We start from the raw sequence: 15649 nt of genomic DNA, 5'->3' as shown, positions 1-15649 counted from the left end.
ATCGGCGATGGGAATGGGGATTGCCAGTGGCGGTGGGGGCTCGCGGCGCAGGCGTCGTAGCAGGCCCCGGGCGATGAGCGAGATCAACGTCACGCCCTTTGTGGATGTGATGCTGGTGCTTCTGATCATCTTCATGGTGGCGGCGCCGCTGCTGGTTGTCGGCGTGCCAATCGACCTGCCTGAGACGTCGGCCAATCAATTGGAGAGTGAGGAGGAACCGATTACTGTTTCGATCACCTCCGATGGCGTGGTTTTCCTGCAAGAAACGGAAGTCTCGCTCGAACAGCTGCTTTCGACGCTCGAAGCCATCGCCAGTGATGGTGCGGAGACACGCATATTCGTGCGCGGCGATCGCGGAACGGATTACGGGACCATCATGCAGGTCATGGCGCGTATCTCTGGGGCGGGCTACACGCGCCTTGGGCTGGTCACCGCTGATGAGGAAGGATCTTAGCGGGGCTCGGTCCCGCGCCGGTTGCTCATGCGGTTTGGCGTTCCCACCTCTTTTGTGCTGCACGCGGCTTTGCTTGGCGGGATGGTATTGAACCTCTCGCAACCGGACCCCTTTGAGGTCGTAACGGCTCAAGCGGTTCCCGTGGATATTCTATCGCCTGAAGAGTTCAGTGAAATCACACGGGGCATGCGCACAGCCGAGCCGCTACCCACGCCGGAAGCGCCGCCTTCTGTCGGTCAGTCTGAACAACCCTCCGATACGGCGACTGAGGGGGAAGGGCGCCAGGATGCAGCGACCGCTGCGGATAACGCTGCGGCGACGCCCGATACGGCAGCACCACCGCCACCACCGCCTCCTCCCCCGCTACCAGAGCCCGAGCCTCTGCCTGAGCCCGAGCCTCTGCCAGAGCCGGAGCCTTTACCGGAACCCGACCCGCTACCGGAGCCAGAACCTCTGCCCGAACCTGAGCCCGAGCCTCGACCGGTTGTTGAACCGGAACCGACACCGACCGTTGAACCCGAGCCTGAGCCACAGCAGCAGGCGCGGTTTACGCCACCGGCCCCTTTGGCACGGCCCGATATCGCGCCCCAGCCAGTCCAAAGGCGCGAGCCTCCACGCGAGCAGCCCCAGCAACCGCAGCAGGAGGAGTTCAATGCTGATGAGATTGCAGCGTTGATCAATCGCGACGACAATCAAGGCGGTGGCGGCGCCGCCGATCAAGCACCCGCGACGCGCGGTGCTGCCGATGGCCGCGATGCGCGATTGTCGGAGTCGGAGATGGATGCTCTGCGGCGCCAGATCGCCCGTTGCTGGAACCCGCCTGTCGGCGCAGTCGGCGCTTCTGATCTTGTCGTGCGCGTTCGCATGGACCTAGCGCAGGACGGCTCGTTGAGCGGACGCGCACAGGTCATCAATTCGTCCGGCAACCCTTCGTTCCAGGCGGCCGCCGATAGCGCGTTGCGCGCCGTTCGCCGCTGCGCGCCATATTCTCTTCCATTTGAGAAATATGCTGCCTGGCAAAATGTGATTGTGAATTTCGACCCGCGCGAGATGCTTCGCTAGCATAAGCGGTGGTCCCAAGGAGACTATCTGATGAGCAGTTCGACGATGATCGGCCAAACCGCAGTGCGGTTGATGGGCCTCCTAACCGCCCTGTTGATCATTCTTGCCATGGTCCGGCCGGCACATGCTGTGCTCGAGATTGATATCACTCAAGGTTCCTTGGAGCCGTTACCAATCGCCATACCTGGTTTTGGCAGTGGGACTGACCCACAGATTGGCGCTGATATCGCCCAGGTGATTACCAGCAACCTTCGCCGGTCTGGGCTTTTCAGGCCGCTCGAGCCGGCGTCTTTCATCCAGCAAGGTTTGGGCGTGGATGATGGCCCCAACTTCGCAGAGTGGCGGGTCGTCAACGCCCAGGCTCTGGTCGTTGGCGCTGTCGAACGCCAAGGTGATGGGCGTCTTCGCGTTGACTTCAGGCTCTGGGATGTTTTTGGCGCTGAGCAGGTCATCGGGCAGCAATATTTTACCACCCCCGAAAATTGGCGCCGCGTCGCGCATATTATCTCGGATGCTATCTATCAGAGACTAACGGGGGAGAGCGGGTATTTTGATACCCGCGTGGTGTTCGTGGATGAAACCGGACCGAAGGATAACCGGACCAAGCGGCTCGCTATCATGGACCAGGACGGTGCAAATTTGCGCTACCTGACTGGCGGAGGTGATCTGGTTCTGACCCCGCGCTTCTCTCCCGGCCGCCAGGAGATCACGTACATGTCCTTCGACGGAGGCCAGCCGCGTGTTTATCTGTTGAACATTGAGACGGGTCAGCGACGCGCCGTTGGCAACTTTCCCGGCATGACCTTTGCCCCGCGCTTTGCGCCAGATGGCGGACAGCTCGTCATGAGCCTGCTTCAGAATGACGGCTATTCAGACATCTATCGCTTCGATTTGCGCTCGCAGACAACAACACGGTTGACGAATTCCGCATCGATCGACACCTCACCAAGCTACTCGCCAGACGGCTCGCGGATCGTTTTCTCGTCCGACCGTTCGGGCTCCGGCCAACTTTACGTCATGAACGCCGGGGGCGGCGAAGCGCAGCGCATCTCTTTTGGGTCCGGTGTGTACTCGACGCCTGTTTGGTCGCCACGCGGCGACCTGATCGCCTTTACAAAGCAGCAGGGCGGTCGGTTCCTGATCGGCGTGATGAGCACCGATGGTTCCGGTGAGCGCATCCTGACTGAGGGCTTTCACAATGAGGGGCCGACATGGGCACCAAATGGCCGTGTGCTGATGTTTTTCCGCGATACCCCGGGTGCCACAGGTGGGCCGCAACTGTGGACGATTGATTTGACCGGTTTCAACGAGCAACGGGTCGCCACCCCCGCATTTGGTTCTGATCCGGCATGGTCGCCGCTCCTGAACTGATCTCCGTTAAGGCCTTGTTCACCAAAGGTTCAGCTTGGAGCAGCCATGCTGACGCTTGCCACAAAATCGCCTGCGTTTACCATGACCTGCAAGCCATGCTTAACGTTGCCAATTCATAACCAGGAACGTTCAAGTGACTGCCTTTTTCCGTGGCGGACCGGTCGGCCTGCCTGCTTTTTGAAGAAAGTTCACCGCTATGGCCTTCGCCAATGCCTCCATGATTTCTCGGTTCGTAACAGTCCTTTTCGCCACATTGTTCCTTGCGGCCTGTGCGTCCACGACACCTGATCAGCTTCCGATCAGCCAAGGAACCGCTCCTCCGGGCTCCGCGCAGGACTTCACCGTGAATGTTGGAGACCGGGTCTTCTTCGAAACCGATTCGTCACAGCTGACAGGCGAGGGGCGTTTAACGCTCGATCGGCAAGCGGCATGGCTCATGCAATATGCCCAGTACTCTATTCAGGTCGAAGGCCATGCCGACGAGCGCGGTACGCGGGAATACAACCTTGCACTGGGAGCCCGACGGGCGGCAGCAACGCGCGACTACCTGATCTCACGTGGTGTTCCGCCTCAGCGTTTGACGACGATCTCCTACGGTAAGGAGCGTCCGGTCGCCACCTGTAACGACATCACATGCTGGTCGCAGAACCGCCGTGCCATTACCGTGTTGCAGGGCACTGCGAGCTAGTAGGGGTCTGCGCATACCGCTGGTGCGGCTTGCTTGAGCTGTTTACGACGCAGCCACGCATCGATACAAAAATGTGCTGGTCGTTGCCCGCCTGACGTGACGCGGCATGTATTGAGAGTACAGGTAAATGAACCTGTCCTCATAATTGCCGCGTTTGCCGTTAGAAGCTCATAGCAAATCGCCGACAGCTGCCCAAACGCCATGACATCGACACTCTTCTTTCTTCCCTGCCAATGCTTCGGTGCTCGGTGTCGAGCGACCGTGATGGGAATGGTGGTGTTGGCCTTGATCCCATCAGCGCCCGCGTTGGCACAGGTCCCGTCTGCCGGAATTGCCGAGACCAATATGCGTATTGATCGGCTCGAAGGTGAAATGCGAGCGATCACCGGGCAGATGGAACAGCTCATGTTCCAGATGCGTCAACTCCAAGAGGAGTTGCGGCGAGCTCGCGAAGACACCGAGTTTCGGTTGCGTGAGCTTGAAGGTGTCAGTGCCGCGCCATCGAACGATCGAGGGGCCGCTGTGCCCGGTCAGTTGGCCCCGCAAACGGACTTGGCTCCTCAAACAGACCTGGCTCCTCAAACAGATTTGGCCCCACAAACCGGCACGCCGCCGCAGGATCTGGGGACGTTGCAATTGGACGCAAGCGGTCAGGTTGTGAACAACCCGTCAGCTTTGAACGGGGCCGCGCCGCTTGATCTTTCAAGTCTTACACTCAATGGGGAGCCCGCGAACCGTCTGCAGCAACCGGTCAATCAACCGGTCGCGGCACTCGATCCGGCGATCGCCGAAAGCTCACGCGCCGCCTACCAGCGCGGCTATGATGAGATCTTGCGGGGCAACTACATTGATGCTGTGACTCAATTTGAAGTGTTTCTGGCTCGCTACGAGGGTGATCCTCTGCGGCCAAACGCTCATTTCTGGCTGGGTGAATCGCATTTCGCGCTCGGTGAGTACACTCCGGCGGCGGAACAGTTCCTGACAGTCTTTAATCAGTACCCAGAGGACGTCAAAGTTCCCGATGCCCTTCTAAAGCTTGCGATGAGTTTGGACCGGCTGGGCGCAAACGAGCAGGCGTGCGCAACCTTCGGCAAGCTAATCAGTGACTATCCACGCGCGCCTCAGATTGTCCTCGATACAGCCATGACGGAACGGGGCAGGGCAGGGTGCTAAGCAGCGAGTTGAAACTCGATGGCTTGTCCGAACAGCTGAGCCCGCTCTGGGGTAACGCAAAGAACCTCATTTCTAAACAACAGACGGCTATTCTTGCGGTGTCCGGGGGACCGGACTCGATGGCCATGCTTGTGGGTTTTGCGATCCTGCGGGCTTCCGGCATGTGCGACACGCAGTTCCTTGTTGCGACCGTGGACCACGATCTGCGCGAAGGTAGCGCTGATGACGTCGCTCTGGTCATGAAGGTCGCCAAGCTTTTCGGTCTGCCTGTTGTCGCCAATCGTCTGTCACCCGAAAAACGGCAAGGCAATCTGCACGACTGGGCAAGGCGTTCCCGTTACAGCTTCTTTGCCCGTCTTTCTGCCGCAGCGTCTAACGCACCGATCCTGACTGCCCATACGCAAGACGATCAGGCTGAGACGTTTCTCATGCGTGCTGCACGTGGGACCGGCGCGGATGGATTATCAGCGATCCGGTCATCAATTGTGATTGAAAGTCAGCCGGTGCTTCGACCTTTCTTGACGTGGCCAAAGCAGGTGCTTCGCGACACCCTGCAAATCGCTGGAGTGCAAGCGGCTATCGACCCATCCAACAACGATGCTCGGTTCACGCGCTCTCGCTTCCGGAGATGGCTGGAGGCGGCGCCTCGACCCGATAGTGGGCGTTCGATCGTGGCAGGTTTTGCCGAGAGTGCGATCATCGCGCAGCAAGAGGCGGAAGCTTTGCGCCATTATGCGCAGGCTAGCGTTGATCGGATCATTGGTATGGAGCGTGGATATGCATGCGGGCCGCTGGATCGATCCGTGCCGTCTGTTGTGCTCGCTCGGGCGGTAAAGATGCTGGTGGATGGCATTCGTCGTAAGGATGAACCGGCGCAGCAACTCGATTTGGCCCGCGCACTTTGGGTTGCGCAGCGTTTATCCGAAGAGGAGACCGGCGCGTGGGTCGGCTGTGGTGCCGCGCTGCGCTGGGGTAAGGCTAAGGGGACTAACGTTTCGCCGCAGCATGCCCACATCGAATTGTACGCTGAAGCCGGGCGCTCCGGCTTTCCATCGCAAACTTTCAAGGCCGACGAAAACGGAATTTGGGACCACAGATTTGCAGTGATCAACGGGTCAAGCCAACCGGTTATGATCCGGCCATGGTCGCCGGAGCTTGCGCCATCAGGTGGTGCATCGCCGCACAGTCCCACCGGTTTGTCCAATCGAGTTGCCCGCTCGCTGCCAGTTGCATGCTCGCTTGATGACGGCCAGCGCATGATCGCTGCTCCCTGGGGTTTGGAAGCCGTTTTTGGCATTCCTAAGAACGACGAGGTTTCGATCCGCTTTGGCGTTGTGCGTTAGGAAGATCATGTCGGCGCGCCGCAACTTTTGTAGCAATCGGGGTCAGCGACGCCGTGTCGCGTGCGTATTTGTTAGCGATTTCGAGCGGAAACGGGTTCGATTGCTTGGCAAGCGGCGACTGTAGACCTATCTTCGTGCCAACGTCCGAGCCTTCTTGGTTCTTACTTCGCTGACTGTTTTAAATCGGCGTCCTCGCCACACCCGGCGCAAACCGCCGTTCAGAACTGGACTTGTCCATGAACTCGAATTTCCGAAATTTCGCACTGTGGGTTGTCATCGGTCTTTTGCTGGTGGCTCTTTTCAACATGTTCTCCGGGCCAACGCGGCAAAGCGGTGGCAGCGAAGTCGCCTACTCGCAGTTCGTGCAAGACGTTGACAATGGTCGCGTTCGCGACGTGACCATCGTCGGCTCACAGATCACCGGCACCTACACCGACGGTGGCCAGTTTTCGACCTTTGCGCCGGACGATCCGGCACTCGTGGAGAACTTGACCGACGCGGGCGTGCGCATCACCGCTCAGCCCAACAGCGAAGGGTTCTCGCTGTTTTCGGTTCTGATTTCCTTCGGACCAATGTTGCTTCTGATCGCGGTCTGGATCTACTTCATGCGCCAAATGCAGGGCGGTGCGGGTGGCAAAGCCATGGGCTTTGGCAAGTCCAAGGCGAAGTTGCTCACCGAAGCGCATGGCCGTGTGACGTTTGAAGATGTCGCTGGCATTGATGAGGCCAAGGAAGATCTGCAGGAAATTGTGGAGTTCTTGCGCGATCCTGGCAAATTCCAACGCCTGGGCGGTCGTATCCCGCGCGGGGTTCTGCTGGTTGGTCCTCCGGGTACCGGTAAGACGCTGACTGCGCGCGCCGTTGCTGGCGAAGCGAATGTTCCGTTCTTCACCATTTCTGGTTCTGACTTCGTGGAGATGTTCGTCGGTGTTGGTGCGAGCCGCGTCCGCGACATGTTTGAGCAAGCGAAGAAGAATTCGCCTTGCATCATCTTCATTGACGAGATTGATGCCGTGGGTCGGCACCGTGGTGCAGGCTTGGGCGGCGGCAATGACGAGCGTGAGCAAACGCTCAACCAGTTGCTGGTCGAGATGGATGGTTTTGAAGCCAATGAAGGCGTCATCATCATCGCGGCAACAAACCGCCCCGATGTCCTTGACCCCGCCCTGCTGCGTCCGGGTCGTTTCGACCGCCAGATCGTCGTTCCGAACCCTGATATCGTTGGTCGTGAGAAGATCCTCAAAGTTCACATCCGGAACGTGCCGCTGGCGCCGGACGTGAATCTCAAGACGCTGGCGCGCGGTACGCCCGGATTCTCGGGTGCGGATCTGATGAACCTCGTCAACGAGGCGGCGCTTCTTGCGGCGCGTCGTAACAAGCGGCTCGTGACCATGAACGAGTTCGAGGATGCCAAAGACAAGGTGATGATGGGTGCCGAACGGCGAACGCTCGTCATGTCGGAGGAAGAGAAGAAACTCACAGCGTATCACGAGGCTGGACATGCTCTCGTAGCGCTGCGCATGCCGGCATCTGATCCGGTTCACAAGGCCACGATCATTCCGCGCGGTCGTGCGCTGGGTATGGTGATGCGCCTGCCTGAGAAGGACCAGGTGTCGTTGACGCGTGCCAAGTGCTACGCCGATCTCGCGGTTGCCATGGGTGGTCGTGTCGCTGAAGAGGAGATCTTTGGCTACGAGAAAGTGACCTCGGGCGCATCGGGCGACATCCAGATGGCGACGAAGCTGGCCAAAGCGATGGCAACCCAATTCGGCATGTCCGACAAGCTTGGTCCGCTGCTCTACGGCGAAAACCAGCAGGAAGTCTTCCTTGGGCACTCTGTTGCGCAGAGCCAGAATGTCTCCGAGCAAACGCAGCAGATGGTCGATGAGGAAGTCAAAGCCTTCGTCGAGCAGGGTTATCAGACAGCCAAGAAGATCATCACTGACGATATCGATGATCTTCACACGATTGCGCAGGGTCTGTTGGAGTACGAGACGCTTTCAGGCGACGAGATTCTTGCGCTGCTTGAGGGCAAAGCTCCGGTGCGTGAGGACGACGCCGATGATACGCCAACTCGTTCGCGTGGTTCGGCGGTGCCATCGGCAGGCGCAAAGCCGAAGGATAAGGGCGGTGACGCTGGTGTCGGTGGGATGGAACCCCAACCCAGCTAAGCTTTGAGTTCTTTGGTAAGCATATCAGGAAGCCCTGGCGGATAACGCCGGGGCTTTTTGGTATGAGGTGAACCTGTAAATCTTCGATACGATGTTTGAGCGAGCTGCGATCTGCAAGGGGTCGCCAAGCGGTGGGTATCTGCTAATGCCGAGCGCGTAAGGTCACGTAGCTTGAGTTCAGTGGGGTTATGGCGATGGTAAGACGGTACTTCGGAACCGACGGGATTCGGGGTCGGACCAATGCCGGTAAAATGACGGCGGCGACCGCCATGCAGGTCGGCATGGCTGCCGGCAAGTACTTCCGAAATGGCGGGCACCGACGTCATCGTGTCATCATCGGCAAGGATACGCGGCTGTCAGGTTACATGATCGAGAATGCGATGGTGGCGGGGTTCACCTCCGTTGGCATGGATGTGTTCCTTGTTGGACCTATGCCGACGCCTGCGATTGCCATGCTGACGCGGTCATTGCGCTGCGATCTTGGCGTGATGATCTCCGCATCGCACAACGCCTATTATGACAATGGCATCAAGCTTTTCGGGCCGGACGGCTACAAGCTGTCGGACGAGATCGAGCTTCAGATCGAAGACTTGATGGAGGCGCCGCCGACTGAACTGCTCGCAGCGTCTGCTGATCTTGGGCGCGCTAAGCGTGTGGAGGGCGAGCAGGCCCGCTACATCGAATTCGCCAAACGGACCTTGCCCCGCTCGCTTAGCCTGTCGGGTATGCGCGTCGTTCTCGATTGCGCCAATGGAGCGGCTTATAAGGTAGCGCCTGCGGTGCTTTGGGAGCTGGGCGCCGAGGTCATCACGATTGGCAATGAGCCCAATGGCATGAATATCAATGCGGGGTGCGGCTCGACACAGCCCCAATCGCTTTCGGCAAAGGTGCGCGAGCTCAGGGCGGATATCGGGATTGCTCTGGACGGTGACGCTGACAGGGTCGTGCTGGTTGACGAGACCGGCACCCTTATCCAGGGTGATCAGCTGATGGCGGTCGTTGCTGATAGGTGGCACGCCGAGGACCGGCTTACGCAGCCGGGCGTCGTTGCCACCATCATGTCGAACCTCGGGTTGGAACGTTATCTCGGCGATCGGGGTTTGATCCTTGTGCGCACCCAGGTCGGCGACCGATATGTCGTCGAACATATGCGCCAGCACGGTTACAATGTTGGCGGCGAACAGTCGGGCCACATCATCCTGTCTGACTATGTCACGACCGGCGATGGACTGGTTTCTGCGTTACAAATTCTCAGCGTCGTCGCGCAACGGCAAAAGCCCGTGTCCGAAGTGTGTCATAGATTCGAGCCCGTCCCGCAGATCTTGAAAAATGTGCAGTTCGATGGCGACAGCCCGTTGGGCGATGATGGTGTGCAAAAGGCGGTTGATCTGGCGCGCGACAAGCTGGGCAACCGTGGAAGGTTGGTCATACGGCCTTCCGGGACCGAACCGCTGATCCGGGTCATGGCGGAAGGCGATGACCGCACGTTGGTTGAGGCGCTGGTCGACGATTTGTGCCACACGATCCGAAAAGCCGCGTAACTGCCCTTGGCACCTGCACGGTTTTACAATTACCACTGAAGACTGCATGATGTTTTACTGTTCAGCAATAAATCTTACTATGCGTTAACTGTTTCAATTAACGGTAAAAATTAAGCTTAAACCTGTCTTAACCTTCTTCGCTGATAGTTCGCGACAGAAACGGCCCATCGCAAGGCGCGGCGGGAGCACGTTCGATAGCGAAGAAGGAATTCTTGTGATGGGTAATCCCTCCAAATCTCTGGTCATCGGTGCGCTCGCTACGACCCTGCTTGCAGGTTCAGCGTTTGCCGCAGACCTTACCCCCCCTCCAGTGATCGACTTTGAGCCGGAATATGAGGCCGAGTTCGGCGGTAATTTTTATCTGCGCGGCTATGTTGGATTCTCAAACCAGCAGGTCGACTCGGTTGATAACGCGATCTATAGCGATCCGGCGGTTTTCGATGTTGATATCCTGAACTCAGAATTTGAGGCGGGTGGTGTCTTCGGCGGTGCTGTTGGTTATCGCCTCAACCAGTGGTTCCGCGCGGATGTGTCTGCCGAATACCGCATGCGGACTGGGTATAGCCAGCTAGATCGTTATTCTGGCGCTGCCGGCGGTGTTCCGACCAACTCAAATTACATCACGGCCAACAAGTCTGAGTTCCTTTTCCTGGCGAACGCATTCGTGGATTTGGGCACCTATTACAAGCTGACACCTTATATTGGTGCCGGCGTTGGTGCGACGTACACAGAGATTTCTGGCTTCTCTGACCTTAACGTTCCGAACGCTGGCGTTGCCTACGCTGAGGACAATGGTGACTGGGAGTTTGCCTGGGCGTTGCATGCCGGCTTGGCCTACCAGGTCACCGATCATTTCGCCGTTGAACTTGGCTACCGTTATTTGAATCTTGGCGATGCTGAGTCGGGCGACATCATCAGCTTCGACGGCACCAATGTCATTGACAACCCACTTCAGTTTAATGAACTGACATCGCATGACCTGCACCTCGGCATGCGTTGGGAGTTCGGTGGTTCCGACTATCTCGGGTACTAAACCTCCACTCGAAGGTTAACCGCTTACGACACCTCTCAAGTTGAGAAGTACATTCAGATGCCGCCCGGTTCACGTTGAATGGGCGGCATTTTTGCGTTCAGCGACCTTTTGAAGTTCGTTCACAGAATCAGCTTTTGTCGTCGTTGTCTGGACCGTGATCGGTTTGCACCTTTTGGCGCACCTGTTCGATGCCCAGAGGCATTGCGCTTGCGTTCGAAGGTCGCCGCCTGTATGCGCAGCGGTGGGACACCCCTCCCCAACGAGGGGCTTTCTATCTGGAAGGATAGCCATTGTGAGCACACAGATGCCCGGCACGCGGCCGGTCAATCCGCGTTTTTCGTCCGGCCCCTGCGCGAAGCGCCCCGGTTGGAGCCTCCAAACTCTCAAAGATGCAGCGCTTGGGCGCTCCCATCGCTCTGCGATTGGAAAGTCGAAGCTAAAAGACGCAATCGACCGCACCGCTGCCATCCTCGGCGTTCCAGAGGGATACCGGGTGGGTATTGTTCCAGCGTCGGATACCGGCGCCGTGGAAATGGCCATGTGGAGCCTGCTCGGCGCGCGCAAAACCACGATGGTGGCCTGGGAAAGCTTCGGCGCTGGCTGGGTGACTGACTGCGTCAAGCAGCTTAAAATCGATGCCGACACAGTAACAGCGCCCTATGGCCACCTGCCGGATATGGCGGCCATCGATTACGATACCGATGTCGTGTTCACCTGGAACGGTACGACGTCTGGCGTGCGCATGCCGCATGGCCACATGATCCCCGATGACCGCGCCGGACTGACGATTTGCGACGCGACCTCGGCGGCCTTTGCGCAGGATTTGCCGTGGGCCAAACTCGATGTCGTAACCTTCTCGTGGCAGAAGGTTCTTGGCGGAGAAGCTGCGCACGGCATTCTCATCTTGAGCCCGCGCGCCGTCGAACGCCTTGAGAGCTATACGCCGGCTTGGCCGCTGCCGAAGATCTTCCGCCTCACCAAGGGCGGCAAGTTGATAGATGGCGTCTTCAAGGGCGAAACGATCAACACGCCATCCATGCTGTGCGTCGAGGATTATCTCGATGCGCTTCATTGGTCGGAAAGCGTCGGGGGCTTGCAAGGGCTCATTGCGCGCGCTGATGCGAATGCCGCCGTCATAGACAGCTTCGTTGAGGCGACGCCGTGGATCGATTACCTCGCGGAGGTCTCGGAGACACGATCAAATACGTCGGTGTGCCTGAAGATTGTCGACCCTGATGTTCTGGCCCTCGACGATGGGGCACAGTCAGCGTTCGCGAAGGCGATCGCCAAGCGGCTTGAAGCGGAGGGCGTCGCGCTTGACATAGCGGGATACCGCGATGCGCCTGCTGGCTTGCGCATCTGGGCTGGCGCAACGGTAGAGGCTTCCGACATGGAAGCGCTGATGCCGTGGCTCGATTGGGCATTTGCGGCAGAAAAATCCGCTCTGAAGCAAGCCGCATAAACCGCTGTAAAATCTTCTCTTCTGGTGCGCGCCCCAGCGCGCACCGATCCCTTAATTCACGCAAATTCTCAAGATTGGAGTGCCCAAGATGGCGCCACGCGTTCTCATTTCCGACAGCCTTTCCCCCACAGCGGTGGAAATCTTCAAATCCCGCGGTGTCGACGTGACGTTTGAGCCCACACTGGGCAAGGACAAAGACAAGCTGCTGTCCATGATCGGCGAATTCGACGGTCTCGCCATCCGCTCTGCAACAAAAGCCACTGAAAAGCTGATCGCCGCCGCCGACAATCTCAAGGTGATCGGACGCGCGGGCATCGGCGTTGACAATGTGGATATACCGGCTGCCACCGCGCGTGGGATCATCGTGATGAACACGCCTTTCGGTAATTCGATCACGACCGCTGAGCATGCCATCGCGATGATGTTCGCTTGTGCCCGTCAAATTCCAGGCGCGGACGCGTCCACGCAGGCCGGCAAGTGGGAGAAGTCGAAGTTCATGGGCGTTGAGGTCACCGGCAAGACGCTGGGGCTCATCGGTTGCGGCAACATCGGTTCGATCGTTGCCGAACGCGGAATAGGCCTGCGCATGAAGGTGATTGCATACGATCCATTCTTGACGCCAGAGCGCGCCATCGATCTTGGCGTGGAGAAGGTCGAACTTGATGCACTGTTCGCGCGTGCAGATTTTATCACCTTGCATGTCCCCAAAACTGACAAGACCGCGAACATCGTCTCCGCTGAGGCGATCAGAACAATGAAGCCCGGCGTCCGGATCATCAACTGCGCGCGCGGCGGCCTTGTGGATGAAGCGGCGCTGCGGGAGGCCCTCGATTCTGGTCATGTGGCGGGAGCGGCAATGGATGTATTCGCAGAGGAGCCCGCGACGGAGAACGTCCTGTTTGGTGCGCCGAACCTGGTTTGCACACCGCATCTGGGCGCCTCCACGTCGGAAGCGCAGGAGAATGTGGCGCTCCAGGTGGCCGAGCAAATGGCGGACTATCTCACGACCGGTGCCGTGACCAATGCGCTCAATTCACCGTCCATCTCCGCGGAAGAAGCGCCGCGGATCAAACCCTATGTCGAGCTTGCCGAGTACATCGGATCGTTCGCGGGCCAGCTTACCGAGACCGCAATAACCGGCGTCACCATCGAATATGCCGGCGATGTTGCGGAGATGAACACAAAGGCGCTGTCGTCGGCGGCGCTTGCAGGGCTGTTGCGGCCGCTTCTGTCAACGGTGAATGTGGTTTCAGCGCCCGCGATGGCGAAGGAAAGAGGTATCGCGCTTGAGGAAACGAAACGCGGCCAGGAAGGTGCGTACGAGACCTACATGCGCCTCACGGTCACCACGGAACGGCAAAGTCGCTCGGTCGCTGGCACCGTTTTTGCCGACGGCAAACCGCGCCTCATCCAGGTCAAGGGTATCGATATGGAAGGCTCGTTCGGCGAGCATATGCTGTACGTCACCAACCACGACAAACCGGGCTTCATTGGCCGACTTGGATCTGTGCTTGGTGAAGCGCACATCAATATAGCCACCTTTAATCTCGGTCGTGCGGAGAAGGGCGATGATGCCATCGCGCTGGTTCAGGTCGATGAACCGGTTGGGGACGACGTGATCGCTCACATCACAGCGCTCGAAGGTGTGGTTTCGGCGAAAAAGCTCAGCTTCTAGCCAGCCCGAAAGCTCGACGGGCTGCCGCCAGAGGTCGCCCGTCGAGGACCGCCATGCCGACGGCGATGATGAACATGCCGGCGATCTTAAGTGCGTCGACACTCTCGCCAAGGAGCGGGACGGCGATCAGGCCGGTGAAAACGGGGACGAGCATCGTCACCAGCATGACGTTGGTCGCCCCCGCGACTTTGAGAATTCTAAAAAACAGAACGTAGGCGAAGCCGGTCGATACGATCGCAAGCGCCAGCACCGAAGCGACAACGGTGGCAGACGGTGCTGGCAAGGCGAGCGGATCGTCAAAGATCAGCATGATTGGGAGCATGATGATCGTTGAGGCGGTCAACTGACCAGCGGCGGTGGCGAGAGGGTGTTCGCCTGCGAACCGGCGCCCCCAAACGCCTGCAAATGCGTAGGAAATCGCGGTTCCGATCAACATCAGCTCGAAGATCAGGTTCTCGCCCATGCCCAAAAGGTAACGCGGGCCTATGACCACAATCACGCCTGCGAACCCGACGATCAGCCCGGCGATCCTGCGGGCGCTGAGGCGTTCGTCCGCAAGTAGCAAGCCTGCGACGAGCAATGTGAAGAAGGGCGTTGACGCGTTGAGGATCGCCGCAAGAGACGCGCTGATCTGGGTCTGACCGGTGAACATCAGCGAAAACGCGATAACGTTATTGAACAAGCCCATCACCGCGTAGTTGAGGGCGTTTCGAAGCCCCCATTTCATGCGGATGCGAAGCGCTAGCCGAACCAGATGCAACGTCGCCGCGGCCAGTGCGACCCGCAGAAAGACCAGCGTAAACGGCGGGATCTCTGCGACCGCGATTTTGGCAAACACGAACGAACCGCCCCATAAGAAGGATAGCAGCAGCAGAAGCGCCCACGCTGAGGTGGACATCGTTTTCTGGCCGACGGGATTTGTCATGGTAGAGCTCGTGGCAAGCAGGCGCTGTATTGTTCACTAAGATGCCGGAGAGGGTAGCGACACCCGATAGCGAACGCCGTTAGAATAGATGGTTGAGGCGCTATCTCCGCTGAGTGCCCAAAACCGGGTCGACCGCGCGGATCGGTCCGCCCTGCGCTTCGTTTATCGCTTGTTGCCAGTGACGCCGGCAAAGCGAAACGTAACGGTCGTTGCCGCCAACCTCGATTTGCGCGCCACCGGTCACCGCACGGCCGTCATCGCCTATGCGCGCGACCATCGTTGCTTTCTTGCCGCACCAACAGATCGTGCGCACCTCGCGAAGCTCATCGGCGATCGCAAGCAGGGTTTTCGAGCCGGGGAACAATTGTCCCGCAAAATCGACGCGCAGCCCGTAGGCCATGACCGGAATACCGATCTCATCGACAACCCGGGCCAGCTGCCAGACCTGGTCGTCGGCAAGAAACTGGGCTTCATCAACGAGAATGCAGGCTGGCCGCTCCTCTTGGGCCGCAACAAGCTTCGCCAGATGCGCGATCACAAATGCGTAGATGTCCGTTTGTGTATCATATGTCTCGGCCACCGCATCGATCCCGATGCGTGAGCCGATCGTGCCTTGCCCGGCGCGGTCGTCGAGCTGCGCGGTCAGGAGCACCGTGGTCATACCGCGTTCGGCATAGTTGTGCGCCGCTTGCAGCAGCATCGTCGACTTGCCAGCGTTCATGGTGGAATAGTGGAAGTAGAGCTTCGCCAT

Annotated in this window: 13 protein-coding genes; 11 read left to right on the top strand and 2 right to left on the bottom strand. The window is 58.8% G+C overall.

What is annotated here, in order from left to right; all coding sequences use genetic code 11:
* Positions 1-7 precede the first annotated feature (7 nt).
* From tolR to serA, 11 genes are all read left to right on the top strand, one after another.
* Positions 8-454: a protein TolR gene (gene tolR, locus AAF739_05295; GenBank protein ID MEM6382070.1), complete on the top strand. Its 447-nt coding sequence runs from the start codon at positions 8-10 to the stop codon at positions 452-454.
* Positions 455-541: 87 nt separating this feature from the next.
* Complete coding sequence (locus AAF739_05290) at positions 542-1516, top strand: cell envelope integrity protein TolA (GenBank protein MEM6382069.1); 975 nt, start codon at positions 542-544, stop codon at positions 1514-1516.
* Positions 1517-1588: 72 nt separating this feature from the next.
* Positions 1589-2887 (top strand): Tol-Pal system beta propeller repeat protein TolB, encoded by a 1299-nt coding sequence (gene tolB / locus AAF739_05285; protein MEM6382068.1) that lies wholly within the window; start codon positions 1589-1591, stop codon positions 2885-2887.
* A 196-nt stretch (positions 2888-3083) separates the two neighbouring features.
* On the top strand, positions 3084-3575 hold the full coding sequence (gene pal, locus AAF739_05280; GenBank protein ID MEM6382067.1) for a peptidoglycan-associated lipoprotein Pal: 492 nt from the start codon (positions 3084-3086) through the stop codon (positions 3573-3575).
* A 276-nt stretch (positions 3576-3851) separates the two neighbouring features.
* On the top strand, positions 3852-4748 hold the full coding sequence (gene ybgF, locus AAF739_05275; protein MEM6382066.1) for a tol-pal system protein YbgF: 897 nt from the start codon (positions 3852-3854) through the stop codon (positions 4746-4748).
* Positions 4742-6091: a tRNA lysidine(34) synthetase TilS gene (gene tilS / locus AAF739_05270; GenBank protein ID MEM6382065.1), complete on the top strand. Its 1350-nt coding sequence runs from the start codon at positions 4742-4744 to the stop codon at positions 6089-6091. Before ybgF ends, tilS begins: the two co-directional genes overlap by 7 nt.
* Positions 6092-6327: 236 nt before the next feature.
* Positions 6328-8262, top strand: a complete 1935-nt coding sequence (gene ftsH, locus AAF739_05265; protein MEM6382064.1) for an ATP-dependent zinc metalloprotease FtsH — start codon at positions 6328-6330, stop codon at positions 8260-8262.
* A gap of 194 nt (positions 8263-8456) precedes the next feature.
* Entirely contained in the window at positions 8457-9803 is a 1347-nt protein-coding gene (glmM, locus tag AAF739_05260) for a phosphoglucosamine mutase (GenBank protein MEM6382063.1), read from the top strand.
* A 217-nt stretch (positions 9804-10020) separates the two neighbouring features.
* Positions 10021-10836, top strand: coding sequence for an outer membrane beta-barrel protein (locus tag AAF739_05255; GenBank protein ID MEM6382062.1), 816 nt, complete (start codon positions 10021-10023; stop codon positions 10834-10836).
* Positions 10837-11140: 304 nt separating this feature from the next.
* Positions 11141-12298 (top strand): phosphoserine transaminase, encoded by a 1158-nt coding sequence (locus tag AAF739_05250; protein MEM6382061.1) that lies wholly within the window; start codon positions 11141-11143, stop codon positions 12296-12298.
* A gap of 88 nt (positions 12299-12386) precedes the next feature.
* Positions 12387-13973, top strand: coding sequence for a phosphoglycerate dehydrogenase (gene serA / locus AAF739_05245; protein MEM6382060.1), 1587 nt, complete (start codon positions 12387-12389; stop codon positions 13971-13973).
* Here the strand turns inward: serA and AAF739_05240 are convergent.
* Together AAF739_05240 and AAF739_05235 are read right to left on the bottom strand one after the other, a co-directional pair.
* Entirely contained in the window at positions 13963-14898 is a 936-nt protein-coding gene (locus AAF739_05240; GenBank protein ID MEM6382059.1) for a DMT family transporter, read from the bottom strand. The two genes, serA and AAF739_05240, sit on opposite strands and share 11 nt — an antisense overlap.
* A gap of 100 nt (positions 14899-14998) precedes the next feature.
* On the bottom strand, positions 14999-15649 hold the full coding sequence (locus AAF739_05235) for a thymidine kinase (protein MEM6382058.1): 651 nt from the start codon (positions 15647-15649) through the stop codon (positions 14999-15001).

It is taken from the genome of Pseudomonadota bacterium, from assembly GCA_039024915.1.
Lineage (GTDB): Bacteria > Pseudomonadota > Alphaproteobacteria > Rhizobiales > MH13 > MH13.
Note: the sequence above shows the minus strand (reverse complement) of the source record. Positions and strands in the feature narration are given on the sequence as shown.